Annotated in this window: 13 protein-coding genes; 12 read left to right on the forward strand and 1 reads right to left on the reverse strand. The window is 53.7% G+C overall.

The window, feature by feature from the left end; genetic code table 11:
• Position 1 precedes the first annotated feature (1 nt).
• The 12 genes from murD (at position 2) to mutT (ending at position 14,394) form a co-directional block, all read left to right on the forward strand.
• Positions 2 to 1,318: a UDP-N-acetylmuramoyl-L-alanine--D-glutamate ligase gene (gene murD, locus OGX83_RS01685; protein WP_125362735.1), complete on the forward strand. Its 1,317-nt coding sequence runs from the start codon at positions 2 to 4 to the stop codon at positions 1,316 to 1,318.
• The gene (gene ftsW / locus OGX83_RS01690; protein ID WP_003829529.1) at positions 1,318 to 2,562 is read left to right on the forward strand and encodes a cell division protein FtsW; all 1,245 of its coding nucleotides are present in this window, start codon (positions 1,318 to 1,320) and stop codon (positions 2,560 to 2,562) included. Before murD ends, ftsW begins: the two co-directional genes overlap by 1 nt.
• Positions 2,559 to 3,626, forward strand: coding sequence for an undecaprenyldiphospho-muramoylpentapeptide beta-N-acetylglucosaminyltransferase (gene murG / locus OGX83_RS01695; RefSeq protein ID WP_060682752.1), 1,068 nt, complete (start codon positions 2,559 to 2,561; stop codon positions 3,624 to 3,626). The genes ftsW and murG overlap by 4 nt, the downstream gene beginning before the upstream one ends.
• 51 nt (positions 3,627 to 3,677) lie before the next feature.
• Positions 3,678 to 5,153 (forward strand): UDP-N-acetylmuramate--L-alanine ligase, encoded by a 1,476-nt coding sequence (murC, locus tag OGX83_RS01700; protein WP_003018763.1) that lies wholly within the window; start codon positions 3,678 to 3,680, stop codon positions 5,151 to 5,153.
• Positions 5,146 to 6,066: a D-alanine--D-alanine ligase gene (locus OGX83_RS01705; RefSeq protein ID WP_008786198.1), complete on the forward strand. Its 921-nt coding sequence runs from the start codon at positions 5,146 to 5,148 to the stop codon at positions 6,064 to 6,066. The genes murC and OGX83_RS01705 overlap by 8 nt, the downstream gene beginning before the upstream one ends.
• Position 6,067: 1 nt before the next feature.
• Complete coding sequence (gene ftsQ, locus OGX83_RS01710) at positions 6,068 to 6,901, forward strand: cell division protein FtsQ (RefSeq protein ID WP_003018758.1); 834 nt, start codon at positions 6,068 to 6,070, stop codon at positions 6,899 to 6,901.
• Positions 6,898 to 8,160, forward strand: a complete 1,263-nt coding sequence (gene ftsA, locus OGX83_RS01715) for a cell division protein FtsA (RefSeq protein ID WP_003018755.1) — start codon at positions 6,898 to 6,900, stop codon at positions 8,158 to 8,160. The genes ftsQ and ftsA overlap by 4 nt, the downstream gene beginning before the upstream one ends.
• 62 nt (positions 8,161 to 8,222) lie before the next feature.
• Complete coding sequence (gene ftsZ / locus OGX83_RS01720) at positions 8,223 to 9,374, forward strand: cell division protein FtsZ (protein ID WP_003018753.1); 1,152 nt, start codon at positions 8,223 to 8,225, stop codon at positions 9,372 to 9,374.
• Positions 9,375 to 9,474: 100 nt separating this feature from the next.
• Positions 9,475 to 10,392, forward strand: coding sequence for a UDP-3-O-acyl-N-acetylglucosamine deacetylase (gene lpxC, locus OGX83_RS01725; protein WP_006686706.1), 918 nt, complete (start codon positions 9,475 to 9,477; stop codon positions 10,390 to 10,392).
• 283 nt (positions 10,393 to 10,675) lie between these two features.
• Positions 10,676 to 11,182: a secA translation cis-regulator SecM gene (gene secM, locus OGX83_RS01730; protein ID WP_003829520.1), complete on the forward strand. Its 507-nt coding sequence runs from the start codon at positions 10,676 to 10,678 to the stop codon at positions 11,180 to 11,182.
• A 60-nt stretch (positions 11,183 to 11,242) separates the two neighbouring features.
• Positions 11,243 to 13,948, forward strand: a complete 2,706-nt coding sequence (gene secA / locus OGX83_RS01735; protein WP_003829517.1) for a preprotein translocase subunit SecA — start codon at positions 11,243 to 11,245, stop codon at positions 13,946 to 13,948.
• 56 nt (positions 13,949 to 14,004) lie between these two features.
• Positions 14,005 to 14,394 carry an 8-oxo-dGTP diphosphatase MutT gene (gene mutT / locus OGX83_RS01740; RefSeq protein WP_008786200.1) on the forward strand — a complete coding sequence of 130 codons (390 nt, stop codon included), beginning with the start codon at positions 14,005 to 14,007 and terminating at the stop codon, positions 14,392 to 14,394.
• A 173-nt stretch (positions 14,395 to 14,567) separates the two neighbouring features.
• On the opposite strand, the gene yacG is transcribed toward mutT, so the two are convergent.
• Positions 14,568 to 14,762, reverse strand: coding sequence for a DNA gyrase inhibitor YacG (gene yacG / locus OGX83_RS01745; protein ID WP_003018740.1), 195 nt, complete (start codon positions 14,760 to 14,762; stop codon positions 14,568 to 14,570).
• Between the last annotated feature and the right edge of the window lies 1 nt (position 14,763).

The following is a 14,763-nucleotide window of genomic DNA, read 5'->3' on the forward strand; positions in this document are numbered from 1 at the left end:
CATGGCTGATTACCAGGGTAAAAAAGTCGTCATTATCGGTCTGGGATTGACCGGGCTGTCCTGCGTGGATTTCTTTCTGGCGCGTGGCGTGACGCCGCGTGTGATGGATACCCGCGCAACGCCACCTGGCCTGGATAAATTGCCGGAAGCGGTTGAGCGTCATGTTGGCAGCCTGAATGATGATTGGCTGCTGGCCGCCGATCTCATCGTCGCCAGCCCTGGTATTGCCCTGGCGCATCCTTCTCTGAGCGCCGCTGCTGATGCAGGGATCGAAATTGTCGGTGACATCGAGCTGTTCTGTCGTGAAGCGCAGGCGCCGATCGTCGCGATCACCGGTTCCAACGGGAAAAGCACCGTCACCACGTTGGTGGGAGAAATGGCGAAAGCGGCTGGTGTGAACGTGGGTGTTGGCGGAAATATCGGCCTGCCCGCGCTGATGTTGCTGGATGACGAACGTGAGCTGTATGTACTGGAGCTGTCGAGCTTCCAGCTGGAGACAACCTCCAGCTTACAGGCCGTAGCCGCCACCATTTTGAACGTCACTGAAGATCATATGGACAGGTATCCGTTTGGCTTGCAGCAGTACCGTGCGGCCAAACTGCGCGTCTATGAGAATGCGAAAGTGTGCGTGGTTAATGCCGATGATGCGCTGACCATGCCGATTCGCGGGGCGGATGAGCGCTGCGTGAGCTTTGGCATCAACATGGGTGACTATCATCTCAATCGTCAGCAGGGTGAAACCTGGCTGCGGGTGAAGGGTGAAAAAGTCCTGAACGTGAAAGAGATGACGCTTACCGGCCAGCATAACTATACCAACGCCCTGGCGGCGCTGGCGCTGGCGGATGCTGCGGGTCTGCCGCGGGCATCCAGCCTGAAAGCGCTGACTACCTTTACCGGTCTGGCGCATCGTTTCCAGTTGGTACTGAATCATAACGGTGTGCGTTGGATCAACGATTCAAAAGCCACCAACGTTGGCAGCACCGAAGCGGCGCTGAATGGTCTGCACGTTGACGGTACGTTGCACCTGCTGCTGGGCGGCGATGGGAAATCCGCCGACTTTATGCCGCTGCAACGCTACCTGACTGGCGACAACATTCGTCTGTACTGCTTTGGTCGCGATGGCGCGCAGCTTGCCGCTCTGCGTCCTGAGGTTGCGGAACACACTGAAACCATGGAGCAGGCAATGCGTCTGCTCGCACCACGTGTGAAGCAGGGTGATATGGTGCTGCTGTCGCCAGCCTGCGCCAGCCTTGACCAGTTCAAGAACTTTGAGCAACGCGGTGACGTCTTTACCCGTTTGGCGAAGGAGTTGGGTTGATGCGATTCTCTCTCCCTCGTCTGAAAATGCCGCGCGTACCGGGACTGGGTGTCCTGGCGTGGATCTTCGCGGCACTTAAAGGCTGGGTGATGGCTTCGCGTGATAAAGACGCGGACAGCCTGATCATGTATGACCGCATGCTGCTGTGGCTGACTTTTGGTCTGGCAGCGATCGGTTTTGTGATGGTGACATCGGCATCGATGCCCGTAGGGCAACGCCTGGCAGGCGATCCCTTCCTGTTTGCTAAGCGTGACGCGCTGTATATCTTCCTCGCGTTCTGTCTGGCGATGGTGACGCTGCGTCTGCCGATGGAGTTCTGGCAAAAGTACAGCACGACGATGCTGATCGCCTCGATCATCATGTTGTTGATCGTGCTGGTGGTGGGGAGCTCCGTTAACGGGGCATCGCGCTGGATCGCGCTGGGGCCGCTGCGTATTCAGCCTGCGGAATTCACCAAGCTGTCGCTGTTCTGTTATCTCGCTAACTACCTGGTGCGTAAAGTCGATGAAGTGCGTAACAACCTGCGCGGCTTCTTAAAACCGATGGGCGTGATTCTGGTGCTGGCAGTCTTACTGCTGGCGCAGCCTGACCTTGGTACGGTAGTGGTACTGTTTGTCACGACGCTGGCGATGCTGTTTCTCGCTGGTGCGAAACTGTGGCAGTTCATTGCCATTATCGGCATGGGGATTTCGGCGGTGGTGCTGCTGATCCTTGCCGAACCGTATCGTATTCGCCGCGTAACCTCTTTCTGGAACCCATGGGAAGATCCGTTTGGCAGCGGCTATCAGTTAACGCAATCGCTGATGGCTTTTGGTCGCGGTGAGGTTTGGGGTCAGGGGTTAGGTAATTCAGTGCAAAAACTGGAGTATTTACCGGAAGCGCACACCGACTTCATCTTCGCCATCATTGGGGAAGAGCTGGGTTATATCGGTGTGGTATTGGCGCTTTTAATGGTATTCTTCGTCGCTTTTCGCGCGATGTCGATTGGCCGCAAAGCGCTGGAAATTGACCACCGTTTTTCAGGCTTTTTAGCCTGCTCCATCGGGATTTGGTTTAGCTTCCAGGCCCTGGTAAACGTCGGCGCGGCAGCAGGTATGCTGCCAACAAAAGGTCTGACGTTACCGCTGATCAGTTATGGTGGTTCCAGTTTGTTGATTATGTCGACGGCCATCATGTTTTTGTTACGTATTGATTATGAAACGCGTCTGGAAAAAGCCCAGGCGTTTACACGAGGTGCACGATGAGTGGTCAACCGAAGCGGTTAATGGTGATGGCAGGCGGTACCGGCGGGCATGTGTTCCCGGGGCTGGCGGTCGCGCATCATTTAATGGCCCAGGGCTGGCAGGTTCGTTGGCTGGGCACCGCCGATCGTATGGAAGCGGACTTAGTGCCAAAGCATGGCATCGAAATTGACTTTATTCGCATCTCCGGTTTGCGTGGCAAAGGTGTCAACGCGCTGCTTGCCGCCCCCGTGCGTATTTTTAATGCCTGGCGTCAGGCGCGCGCCATCATGAAGCAGTTTAAGCCTGATGTGGTGCTGGGGATGGGCGGTTACGTGTCCGGCCCTGGCGGTCTGGCTGCTTGGTCATTAGGCATTCCGGTTGTCCTGCATGAGCAGAACGGCATTGCGGGATTAACCAACAAGTGGCTGGCGAAGATTGCAACGAAGGTGATGCAGGCTTTTCCTGGCGCTTTCCCGAATGCGGAAGTGGTGGGTAACCCAGTACGCACCGATGTTCTGGCGCTGCCGTTGCCCGAAGCGCGTCTGGCGGGGCGTGAAGGCCCGGTTCGCGTGCTGGTCGTCGGGGGATCTCAGGGCGCACGCGTATTGAACCAGACGATGCCGCAGGTTGCTGCAAAGCTTGGTGATGCGGTGACTATCTGGCATCAGAGTGGCAAAGGTGCGCAGCAAACCGTTGAACACGCGTATGCCGACGCGGGACAACCGCAGCACAAGGTCACTGAGTTTATTGATGATATGGCAGCAGCCTACGCGTGGGCGGATGTCGTAGTTTGTCGCTCCGGCGCGCTGACGGTAAGCGAAATTGCCGCCGCAGGTTTGCCTGCGCTGTTTGTGCCTTTTCAGCATAAAGACCGACAGCAGTACTGGAACGCGCTGCCGCTGGAGAAAGCGGGCGCCGCCAAAATTCTTGAGCAGCCGCAGTTTACTGTGGATGCCGTCGCTAACACCCTTTCCGGGTGGTCGCGAGAAACCTTATTAACCATGGCAGAACGTGCGCGCGCCGCTTCCATTCCGGATGCTACAGAGCGCGTTGCTAATGAAGTGAGCCGGGCTGCCCGGGCGTAATTGTGGTGATGCCTTTTGCATCGCATGAACTAAGAAGTTAATGGCTAAAGAATGAATACACAACAACTGGCAAAACTGCGTTCCATCGTGCCCGAAATGCGTCGCGTTCGGCACATTCACTTTGTCGGCATCGGTGGTGCTGGTATGGGCGGTATTGCCGAGGTTTTGGCCAACGAAGGTTATCAGATCAGCGGTTCTGACTTAGCGCCGAACCCGGTGACGCAGCAGTTGACGAATCTGGGCGCCACGATTTTCTTCAACCATCGCCCGGAAAACGTGCGCGATGCGAGCGTAGTGGTGGTATCCAGCGCCATTTCTGCGGATAACCCGGAAATTGTTGCGGCGCATGAAGCGCGCATTCCGGTGATCCGTCGTGCTGAAATGCTGGCGGAGTTAATGCGTTTTCGTCACGGTATCGCCATTGCCGGGACGCACGGTAAAACCACGACCACAGCGATGGTCTCCAGTATCTACGCGGAAGCGGGGCTGGATCCGACGTTTGTCAACGGCGGTCTGGTGAAGGCCGCAGGCGTCCATGCGCGTCTGGGTCATAGCCGTTATTTAATTGCGGAGGCGGATGAGAGCGATGCGTCGTTCCTGCATTTGCAGCCGATGGTAGCGATTGTTACCAATATCGAAGCCGATCATATGGATACCTACCATGGCGACTTCGAAAATTTAAAGCAGACGTTTATTAATTTCCTGCATAACTTGCCGTTTTATGGTCGTGCGGTGATGTGCGTTGACGACCCGGTGATCCGCGAGTTGTTGCCGCGAGTTGGTCGTCAAACCACAACCTATGGTTTCAGCGATGATGCTGATGTGCGCGTCGAAGATTACCAGCAGATTGGTCCACAAGGACACTTCACGCTGCTGCGTCAGGGGATGGCCGATTTACGCGTGACGTTGAACGCACCGGGCCGTCACAATGCGCTGAACGCGGCGGCGGCGGTAGCAGTTGCAACAGAAGAAGGCATTGAAGACGACGCAATTCTGCGCGCGCTGGAAAGTTTCCAGGGCACCGGACGACGTTTTGACTTCCTCGGCGAATTCCCGCTTGAGCCGGTAAACGGTAAAGCCGGGACGGCGATGCTGGTGGATGATTATGGTCATCACCCTACGGAAGTGGATGCCACGATTAAAGCTGCACGCGCGGGCTGGCCGGACAAAAATTTGGTGATGCTGTTCCAGCCGCACCGCTTTACGCGTACTCGCGATCTGTATGACGACTTTGCCAACGTGCTGACTCAGGTCGATGCGCTGTTGATGCTGGATGTGTACGCCGCGGGTGAAGCCGCGATTCCAGGAGCCGACAGCCGCTCGCTGTGCCGTACGATCCGTGGTCGCGGTAAGATCGACCCGATTCTGGTATCCGATCCGGCTCAGGTGGCAGACATGCTGGCGCCGGTATTAACCGGCAACGATCTGATTTTGGTGCAGGGCGCTGGAAATATCGGCAAAATCGCGCGTTCCTTAGCTGAAATCAAACTGAAGCCGCAAAACCCGGAGGAAGAACAACATGGCTGATAAAATCGCGGTCCTGTTAGGGGGAACCTCCGCAGAGCGTGACGTTTCGCTGAATTCCGGCGCGGCCGTACTGGCAGGGTTACGCGAAGGTGGTGTGGATGCTCATCCAATTGACCCAAAAGAGGTTGATGTCACGCTTTTGAAATCGATGGGTTTTCAAAAGGTGTTTATTGCACTGCACGGTCGTGGTGGTGAAGATGGCACGTTGCAGGGCATGCTGGAGCTGATTGGACTGCCGTACACCGGTAGTGGCGTCATGGCTTCTGCGATTTCGATGGACAAACTGCGCAGCAAACTGTTGTGGCAGGGGGCTGGTTTACCGGTCGCGCCTTGGGTCGCATTGACCCGCGCTGAGTTCGAAAAAGGTCTTAGTGATGAGGTGGTTACGGAGATTTCTGCGCTAGGTTTGCCGCTGATTGTGAAGCCAAGCCGTGAAGGCTCAAGCGTAGGGATGTCAAAAGTTGAAGAAGAAAATGCTTTGCATGGTGCATTAGCATTGGCTTTTCAGCATGATGAAGAAGTACTGATCGAAAAATGGCTCAGTGGCCCGGAATTTACAGTTGCGATACTTGGTGAAGAAATTTTACCGTCAATACGTATCCAACCTGCGGGAACCTTCTATGATTATGAGGCGAAGTATCTCTCTGATGAGACACAATATTTCTGCCCTGCCGGTCTGGAAGTCGAACAAGAGGCCCGTTTACAGGAATTAGTCCTGAAAGCGTGGACCACATTGGGCTGTAAAGGTTGGGGTCGCATTGACGTCATGCTGGACAGCGATGGCCAGTTTTATCTGCTGGAAGCGAATACCTCTCCGGGTATGACCAGCCACAGTCTGGTGCCGATGGCGGCGCGTCAGGCGGGCCTGAGCTTCTCGCAGTTGGTGGTAAGAATTCTGGAGTTGGCGGACTGATATGTCGCAGGCTGCGCTGAACACGCGAAACGGTGATGAAGAAGAAGTAAACTCCTCACGCCGCAATAATGGAACGCGTCTTGCAGGAATATTGTTCCTGCTGACAGTGCTGTGCACCGTGTTTGTCAGCGGCTGGGTAGTGTTGGGATGGATGGAAGATGCGCAACGTTTGCCTTTATCGAAACTGGTGTTAACCGGCGAACGACATTACACGCGCAATGACGATATTCGTCAGTCCATTTTGGCGCTGGGCGCTCCGGGAACCTTTATGACTCAGGATGTGAACATCATTCAGAGTCAAATTGAACGCCTCCCCTGGATTAAACAGGCGAGCGTCAGAAAGCAATGGCCCGATGAATTGAAGATTCATCTGGTTGAATATGTGCCCATTGCGCGTTGGAATGACCAACATATGGTGGATGCTGAAGGAAATACGTTCAGTGTTCCAACCGGTCGGGCCAATAAGCAGGTATTACCCATGTTGTATGGACCGGAAGGCAGCGCAAGTGAAGTGTTGCAAGGGTTCCGCGATATGGGGCAGGTGCTGGCTAAGGATAGATTCACCCTGAAGGAAGCGGCGATGACCGCTCGTCGTTCCTGGCAGTTGACGCTGAATAACGATATTAAGCTGAATCTGGGCAGGGGCGATACGATAAAACGTTTGGCTCGCTTTGTGGAACTCTACCCGGTTTTACAGCAGCAGGCGCAAACCGATGGCAAACGGATTAGCTACGTTGATTTGCGTTATGACTCAGGAGCGGCAGTAGGCTGGGTTCCCTTGCCTCCTGAGGAATCTAATCAGCAACAGAATCAGGCACAGGCAGAACAACAATGATCAAGGCGACGGACAGAAAACTGGTAGTTGGACTGGAGATTGGCACCGCGAAGGTAGCCGCTTTAGTAGGGGAAGTTCTGCCCGACGGTATGGTCAATATCATTGGCGTGGGCAGTTGCCCATCGCGAGGTATGGATAAAGGCGGGGTGAATGACCTTGAGTCAGTGGTGAAGTGCGTACAGCGCGCCATTGACCAGGCTGAACTGATGGCAGATTGCCAGATTTCCTCGGTGTATCTGGCACTTTCCGGTAAACATATTAGCTGTCAAAATGAAATTGGTATGGTGCCCATTTCCGAAGAGGAAGTGACGCAGGAAGATGTGGAAAACGTGGTACATACGGCAAAATCCGTACGCGTTCGCGATGAACATCGTGTTCTGCACGTTATTCCGCAGGAATACGCCATCGACTACCAGGAAGGCATTAAAAATCCGGTCGGTCTTTCCGGCGTGCGTATGCAGGCAAAAGTCCATCTTATTACCTGCCACAACGACATGGCAAAGAACATTGTCAAAGCCGTTGAACGTTGTGGTCTGAAAGTTGACCAACTGATTTTTGCCGGGTTGGCAGCCAGTTATTCCGTGTTGACGGAAGATGAACGTGAGCTGGGTGTCTGCGTGGTGGATATTGGTGGTGGTACAATGGACATCGCCGTTTATACTGGCGGGGCGTTGCGCCACACTAAAGTTATCCCTTATGCAGGGAATGTAGTGACCAGCGATATCGCGTATGCCTTTGGTACGCCGCCGAGCGATGCTGAAGCCATCAAAGTGCGTCATGGTTGCGCACTGGGCTCCATCGTGGGTAAAGACGAAAGCGTTGAAGTGCCAAGCGTAGGTGGTCGTCCACCGCGTAGCCTGCAACGTCAGACCCTGGCAGAGGTCATTGAGCCGCGTTATACCGAGCTGCTCAACCTGGTCAACGAAGAAATTTTGCAATTACAAGAACAGCTTCGCCAGCAGGGTGTGAAACATCATCTGGCGGCGGGGATTGTGTTAACCGGTGGCGCTGCGCAAATTGAAGGTCTTGCGGCCTGCGCACAGCGCGTGTTCCATACGCAAGTACGTATTGGTGCACCGCTGAATATCACTGGTCTGACGGATTATGCCCAGGAGCCTTATTATTCAACGGCAGTGGGGCTGCTTCACTACGGGAAAGAATCCCATTTGAGTGGTGAGGCTGAAGTAGAAAAACGCGTTACGGCATCAGTTGGCTCGTGGATCAAACGACTCAATAGCTGGCTGCGAAAAGAGTTTTAATTTTTAAAGAGACCAACGCACATTAACGGTCTCAGGCGACAGGCACAACGGAGAGAGAAACTATGTTTGAACCTATGGAACTTACCAATGACGCGGTGATTAAAGTCATCGGCGTCGGCGGCGGCGGCGGTAATGCCGTTGAACACATGGTGCGCGAGCGCATCGAAGGTGTTGAATTCTTCGCGGTGAATACCGACGCTCAGGCGTTGCGTAAAACGGCGGTTGGACAGACCATTCAGATTGGTAGCGGCATCACCAAAGGTCTGGGCGCGGGTGCAAACCCGGAAGTAGGCCGTAATGCGGCAGACGAAGATCGTGAAGCTCTGCGTGCAGCGCTTGACGGCGCAGACATGGTGTTTATCGCAGCTGGCATGGGCGGCGGTACCGGTACCGGTGCAGCGCCAGTGGTTGCTGAAGTAGCAAAAGATTTAGGTATTCTGACCGTTGCTGTCGTGACTAAGCCTTTCAACTTTGAAGGTAAGAAGCGTATGGCATTCGCGGAGCAGGGTATCACCGAGCTGTCCAAACATGTGGACTCTCTGATCACTATTCCGAATGACAAACTGCTGAAAGTGCTGGGTCGCGGTATCTCCCTGCTGGATGCGTTTGGCGCAGCGAACGATGTGCTGAAAGGCGCAGTCCAGGGTATCGCTGAACTGATTACTCGTCCGGGCCTGATGAACGTCGACTTTGCAGACGTGCGCACCGTGATGTCCGAAATGGGCTACGCGATGATGGGTTCAGGCGTGGCAAGCGGTGAAGACCGTGCAGAAGAAGCGGCTGAAATGGCTATCTCTTCTCCGCTGCTGGAAGACATCGATCTGTCTGGCGCACGCGGCGTGCTGGTCAACATTACTGCGGGCTTCGACCTGCGTCTGGATGAGTTCGAAACCGTCGGTAACACGATTCGTGCCTTTGCATCGGATAATGCGACCGTGGTTATCGGTACCTCTCTGGACCCGGATATGAACGACGAACTGCGCGTCACCGTTGTTGCAACTGGAATTGGTATGGACAAACGTCCTGAAATCACTCTGGTGACCAACAAGCAGGTACAGCAGCCGGTAATGGATCGTTACCAGCAGCACGGCATGGCGCCGTTGACGCAAGAGCAGAAACCGGTAGCGAAAGTGGTTAACGACAATACGCCGCAAACCACCAAAGAGCCGGATTATCTGGATATCCCAGCATTCCTGCGTAAGCAAGCTGATTAAGAATTAGCTGGAATTTGGGAATTGTGGCTCTTTGTGCTAAACTGGCCCACCGAATGTATAGTACACTTCGGTTGGATAGGTAATTTGGCGAGATTATACGATGATCAAACAAAGGACTCTTAAACGTATCGTTCAGGCGACTGGCGTCGGTTTGCATACCGGCAAAAAAGTCACCCTGACATTACGCCCTGCGCCGGCCAACACCGGGGTCATCTATCGTCGCACCGACTTGAATCCTCCGGTAGATTTCCCGGCCGATGCCAAATCTGTGCGTGATACCATGCTCTGTACGTGTCTGGTCAATGAGCATGATGTACGGATTTCAACCGTAGAGCACCTTAATGCTGCTCTGGCGGGTTTAGGTATCGATAACATCGTTATTGAAGTTAACGCACCGGAAATCCCGATCATGGATGGCAGTGCCGCTCCGTTCGTTTATCTGCTGCTTGATGCAGGTATTGAAGAACTGAGCAGCGCCAAAAAATTTGTTCGCATCAAAGAGACCGTTCGTGTCGAAGATGGCGATAAGTGGGCTGAGTTTAAGCCGTATAATGGTTTTACGTTGGATTTCACCATCGACTTTAACCATCCGGCGATCGACTCCAGCACGCAGCGCTACGCGATGAACTTCTCTGCGGATGCGTTCATGCGTCAGATCAGCCGTGCGCGTACTTTCGGCTTCATGCGTGATATCGAATATCTGCAGTCCCGCGGCCTGTGCCTGGGCGGCAGCTTCGATTGTGCCATCGTTGTTGACGATTATCGCGTATTGAACGAAGACGGCCTGCGTTTTGAAGATGAATTCGTTCGTCACAAAATGCTCGACGCGATCGGTGACTTGTTCATGTGTGGTCACAACATTATTGGTGCATTTACCGCATATAAATCCGGTCATGCATTGAATAACAAACTGTTGCAGGCGGTCCTGGCAAAACAGGAAGCCTGGGAATATGTGACCTTCCAGGACGATGCAGAACTGCCGTTGGCGTTCAAAGCACCATCGACCGTACTGGCATAACGACATACGCTGTCGCATAAATTCGACTGGTAAATCTGGCACTCTCTCCGGCCAGGTGAGCCAGTCGTTTTTTTATCTTCCGAGTGCAAACCACCTTATCTGAAGCGATTTTTTCCCCACAGGTAGATTAAAATACCGTTCGATCGCTGCTTTCTTAAGCATATTTACCCGCGACTTGCTGTCATTACTGCTGTGGTGCGAACGCATTAATGGTAAGATTTGTGCGCAAAAAATGGTTTTGCATTTGTAACCCCAAACGCAGGGTATATCAGGTGGCAATAACGTGAGTGGAATACTGACGCGCTGGCGACAGTTAGGCAGACGGTACTTCTGGCCGCATCTCCTGTTGGGGATGGTCGCGGCTAGTTTTGGCCTGCCCGCGCTCGGTAATGCTGCTGAACCTAATACCCCCGCGAAGGCGACCGCCAGCAATCACGATCAAGGCGCTAAAGTTAACTTTAGCCAGCTTGCTTTGCTGGAAGCGACCAATCGCCGCCCAAATTTTACCGTCGATTACTGGCATCAACATGCCATTCGTACGGTTATCCGCCATCTTTCTTTTGCCATGGCACCTCAGGCGTTGCCCGTTGCCGAAGAGCCATTGCCAATCCAGGCGCACCATCTTGCGTTACTGAATACGCTCAGCGCGATGCTGACGCAGGAAGGCACTCCGCCCGCGACAGTAAGTCGCGTGACATACGCACACTTTACCTCTCAGGCCGCGTTTAGCGTTCCGGTCTGGATCAGCCAGCTGCAGGGTATCCGCGCTGGTCCTCAACGCCTCAGCTAAAAAAGAACCTTCCAACTTATAATTTTTGACTCCGCACCGCGGGGCGTTTGAGATTTTATTATGCTAATCAAATTATTAACGAAAGTATTCGGTAGCCGTAACGAGCGTACGCTGCGTCGTATGCGTAAAGTGGTCAATGTCATCAACGCGATGGAACCGGAGATGGAAAAACTCTCCGATGATGAACTGAAAGCGAAGACCGCTGAATTCCGCGCCCGTCTGGAAAAAGGTGCCAGCGTTGAGAGCCTGATCCCGGAAGCGTTCGCCGTAGTGCGTGAAGCGAGTAAGCGTGTGTTCGGTATGCGTCACTTCGACGTTCAGCTGCTGGGCGGTATGGTGCTTAACGATCGCTGCATCGCGGAAATGCGTACTGGTGAAGGTAAAACCCTTACCGCGACGCTGCCAGCCTACCTGAACGCATTAAGCGGGAAGGGCGTACACGTGGTTACCGTGAACGACTATCTGGCTCAGCGTGATGCCGAAAATAACCGCCCGCTGTTTGAATTCCTCGGCATGACCGTTGGTATCAACATGTCTGGCCTGCCTGCGCCAGCCAAGCGTGAAGCCTACAACGCCGATATTACTTACGGTACCAACAACGAATACGGCTTTGACTACCTGCGTGACAACATGGCGTTTAGTCCGGAAGAGCGTGTTCAACGTAAACTGCACTATGCGCTGGTCGATGAAGTCGACTCCATCCTGATCGATGAAGCGCGTACGCCGCTGATCATTTCCGGCCCGGCTGAAGACAGCTCGGAAATGTACAAAAAAGTGAACAAAATCATCCCGCACCTGATCCGTCAGGAGAAGGAAGATTCCGACACGTTCCAGGGCGAAGGCCACTTCTCTGTTGATGAGAAAGCGCGCCAGGTTAACCTGACCGAACGTGGTCTGGTACTGATTGAAGAGCTGCTGGTTAACGAAGGCATTATGGACGAGGGCGAGTCACTGTACTCTCCAGGCAACATTATGCTGATGCACCACGTGACTGCCGCACTGCGTGCGCACGTGCTGTTTACCCGCGACGTAGACTACATCGTGAAAGACGGCGAAGTTATCATCGTCGATGAACACACCGGTCGTACCATGCAGGGGCGTCGCTGGTCCGATGGTCTGCACCAGGCTGTTGAAGCTAAAGAAGGCGTAGAGATCCAGAACGAGAACCAGACGCTGGCATCTATTACCTTCCAGAACTACTTCCGTTTGTACGAAAAACTGGCCGGTATGACCGGTACAGCCGACACTGAAGCGTTTGAATTTAGCTCCATCTACAAACTGGATACCGTGGTTGTGCCGACCAACCGTCCGATGATCCGTAAGGATTTACCGGATCTGGTGTACATGACCGAAGCGGAAAAAATTCAGGCGATCATTGAAGATATTAAAGAGCGTACCGCAAATGGCCAGCCGGTGCTGGTAGGTACTATCTCCATTGAAAAATCGGAAGTGGTATCTAACGAACTGAGCAAAGCGGGTATCAAACACAACGTTCTGAACGCCAAGTTCCACGCCAACGAAGCTGCAATCGTCGCCCAGGCGGGTTATCCGTCAGCCGTGACTATCGCGACGAACATGGCCGGTCGTGGTACCGATATCGTGCTGGGCGGTAGCTGGCAGGCGGAAGTAGCCGAGCTGGAAAACCCAACTCCGGAACAAATCGCGCAGATTAAAGCCGAGTGGCAGGTTCGCCATGACGCGGTATTAGCTGCCGGTGGCTTGCATATTATCGGTACCGAGCGTCACGAATCTCGCCGTATCGATAACCAGCTGCGTGGTCGTTCAGGTCGTCAGGGTGATGCGGGCTCTTCCCGTTTCTATCTGTCGATGGAAGATGCGCTGATGCGTATTTTTGCCTCTGACCGCGTGTCAGGCATGATGCGTAAACTGGGTATGAAGCCAGGTGAAGCCATTGAACACCCATGGGTGACCAAAGCAATTGCTAACGCGCAGCGTAAAGTGGAAAGCCGCAACTTCGATATTCGTAAGCAGCTGCTGGAATATGATGACGTTGCCAACGATCAGCGTCGTGCTATCTACACCCAGCGTAACGAACTGCTGGACGTAACTGACGTTAGCGAAACCATCAACAGCATCCGTGAAGATGTCTTCAAAGCAACTATTGATGCCTATATTCCGCCGCAGTCTCTGGAAGAAATGTGGGATATCCCGGGTCTGCAGGAACGTCTGAAAAACGACTTCGATCTTGAGATGCCGATTTCTGAGTGGCTGGATAAAGAGCCTGAGCTGCACGAAGAAACGCTGCGTGAACGTATCCTGGCAAACGCCATCGAAGTTTATCAGCGTAAAGAAGAAGTAGTGGGCGCGGAGATGATGCGTCACTTCGAAAAAGGCGTGATGCTGCAAACTCTCGACTCTCTGTGGAAAGAGCACCTTGCTGCGATGGACTATCTGCGCCAGGGTATCCACCTGCGTGGTTATGCGCAAAAAGATCCGAAGCAGGAATACAAGCGTGAATCCTTCTCTATGTTTGCGTCAATGCTGGAATCACTGAAATATGAAGTGATCAGCACCCTGAGCAAAGTTCAGGTGCGTATGCCTGAAGAAGTCGAAGCCATGGAGCAGCAGCGTCGTGAAGAAGCTGAGCGCTTAGCGCAGATGCAGCAGTTGAGTCATAAAGGCGACGATTCTGCCGCAGCAGAAGAGCTGGCAGCACAAACCGGCGATCGTAAAGTGGGTCGTAACGATCCGTGTCCTTGCGGCTCAGGCAAAAAATACAAACAGTGCCACGGCCGTCTGAGCTAAGAAAATAACTTACTGAAAAGGCGCAGAATTCTGCGCCTTTTTTATGGACGATAAAGATGAAAATACTGCAAATCGCCGTCGGGATTATTCGTAATCAGCAACATGAAATTTTTATCACCCAGCGTGCGGCTGATGCCCACATGGCCAATAAGCTGGAGTTCCCCGGCGGGAAAATTGAAGCGGGCGAAACGCCGGAGCAGGCGCTGATTCGCGAGCTACAGGAAGAAGTGGGGATCACGCCGACTCAAAGCTCATTGTTCGAAAAGCTGGAGTATCAGTTTCCGGACAGGCATATCACTCTGTGGTTCTGGCTGGTTGAAAGCTGGGAAGGCGAGCCGTGGGGAAAAGAGGGGCAACCGGCGCAGTGGATTGCGCAAGATGCTCTGAATGCGCAGGATTTCCCGCCCGCTAATGCACCGGTCATTGAAAAGCTGATTGCTGGCTAATGGTGCTGTAGGCCGGATAAGGCAACGCCGCATCCGGCAAATTGTGGCGGGGGCGCTACGCTTGCTCGCCCTACGTTTTAGTTCTTAGGCCTGATAAGCGCAGCGCCATCAGGCAAAACAACATAAAATGCCGGATGCGGCGTTGCCTAATCCGACCCACCGTTTTAGCAGAATTACTTCTGCTCTTCACTCCAGTCGTCGCTTTCTGACAGATCACCAGAGCTTGGGATGCGTTTCTCTTCTGCGGCCCACTCTCCCAGATCGATTAACTGGCAGCGCTTGCTGCAGAATGGGCGAAACGGACTGACCTCAGCCCATACTACAGGCTTGCCGCAGGTTGGGCAGTTGACGATGGTTTGTTCAGACATG

The sequence above is a fragment of the Citrobacter sp. Cpo074 genome, from assembly GCF_030332745.1.
Lineage (GTDB): Bacteria > Pseudomonadota > Gammaproteobacteria > Enterobacterales > Enterobacteriaceae > Citrobacter > Citrobacter portucalensis.

What these genes read in the sequence shown, in the direction of transcription:
- murD (WP_125362735.1), top strand. Translation starts at nt 2, where the DNA reads ATGGCTGATTACCAGGGTAAAAAAGTCGTCATTATCGGTCTGGGATTG.
- ftsW (WP_003829529.1), top strand. Translation starts at nt 1,318, where the DNA reads ATGCGATTCTCTCTCCCTCGTCTGAAAATGCCGCGCGTACCGGGACTG.
- murG (WP_060682752.1), top strand. Translation starts at nt 2,559, where the DNA reads ATGAGTGGTCAACCGAAGCGGTTAATGGTGATGGCAGGCGGTACCGGC.
- murC (WP_003018763.1), top strand. Translation starts at nt 3,678, where the DNA reads ATGAATACACAACAACTGGCAAAACTGCGTTCCATCGTGCCCGAAATG.
- OGX83_RS01705 (WP_008786198.1), top strand. Translation starts at nt 5,146, where the DNA reads ATGGCTGATAAAATCGCGGTCCTGTTAGGGGGAACCTCCGCAGAGCGT.
- ftsQ (WP_003018758.1), top strand. Translation starts at nt 6,068, where the DNA reads ATGTCGCAGGCTGCGCTGAACACGCGAAACGGTGATGAAGAAGAAGTA.
- ftsA (WP_003018755.1), top strand. Translation starts at nt 6,898, where the DNA reads ATGATCAAGGCGACGGACAGAAAACTGGTAGTTGGACTGGAGATTGGC.
- ftsZ (WP_003018753.1), top strand. Translation starts at nt 8,223, where the DNA reads ATGTTTGAACCTATGGAACTTACCAATGACGCGGTGATTAAAGTCATC.
- lpxC (WP_006686706.1), top strand. Translation starts at nt 9,475, where the DNA reads ATGATCAAACAAAGGACTCTTAAACGTATCGTTCAGGCGACTGGCGTC.
- secA (WP_003829517.1), top strand. Translation starts at nt 11,243, where the DNA reads ATGCTAATCAAATTATTAACGAAAGTATTCGGTAGCCGTAACGAGCGT.
- mutT (WP_008786200.1), top strand. Translation starts at nt 14,005, where the DNA reads ATGAAAATACTGCAAATCGCCGTCGGGATTATTCGTAATCAGCAACAT.
- yacG (WP_003018740.1), bottom strand. Translation starts at nt 14,762, where the DNA reads ATGTCTGAACAAACCATCGTCAACTGCCCAACCTGCGGCAAGCCTGTA.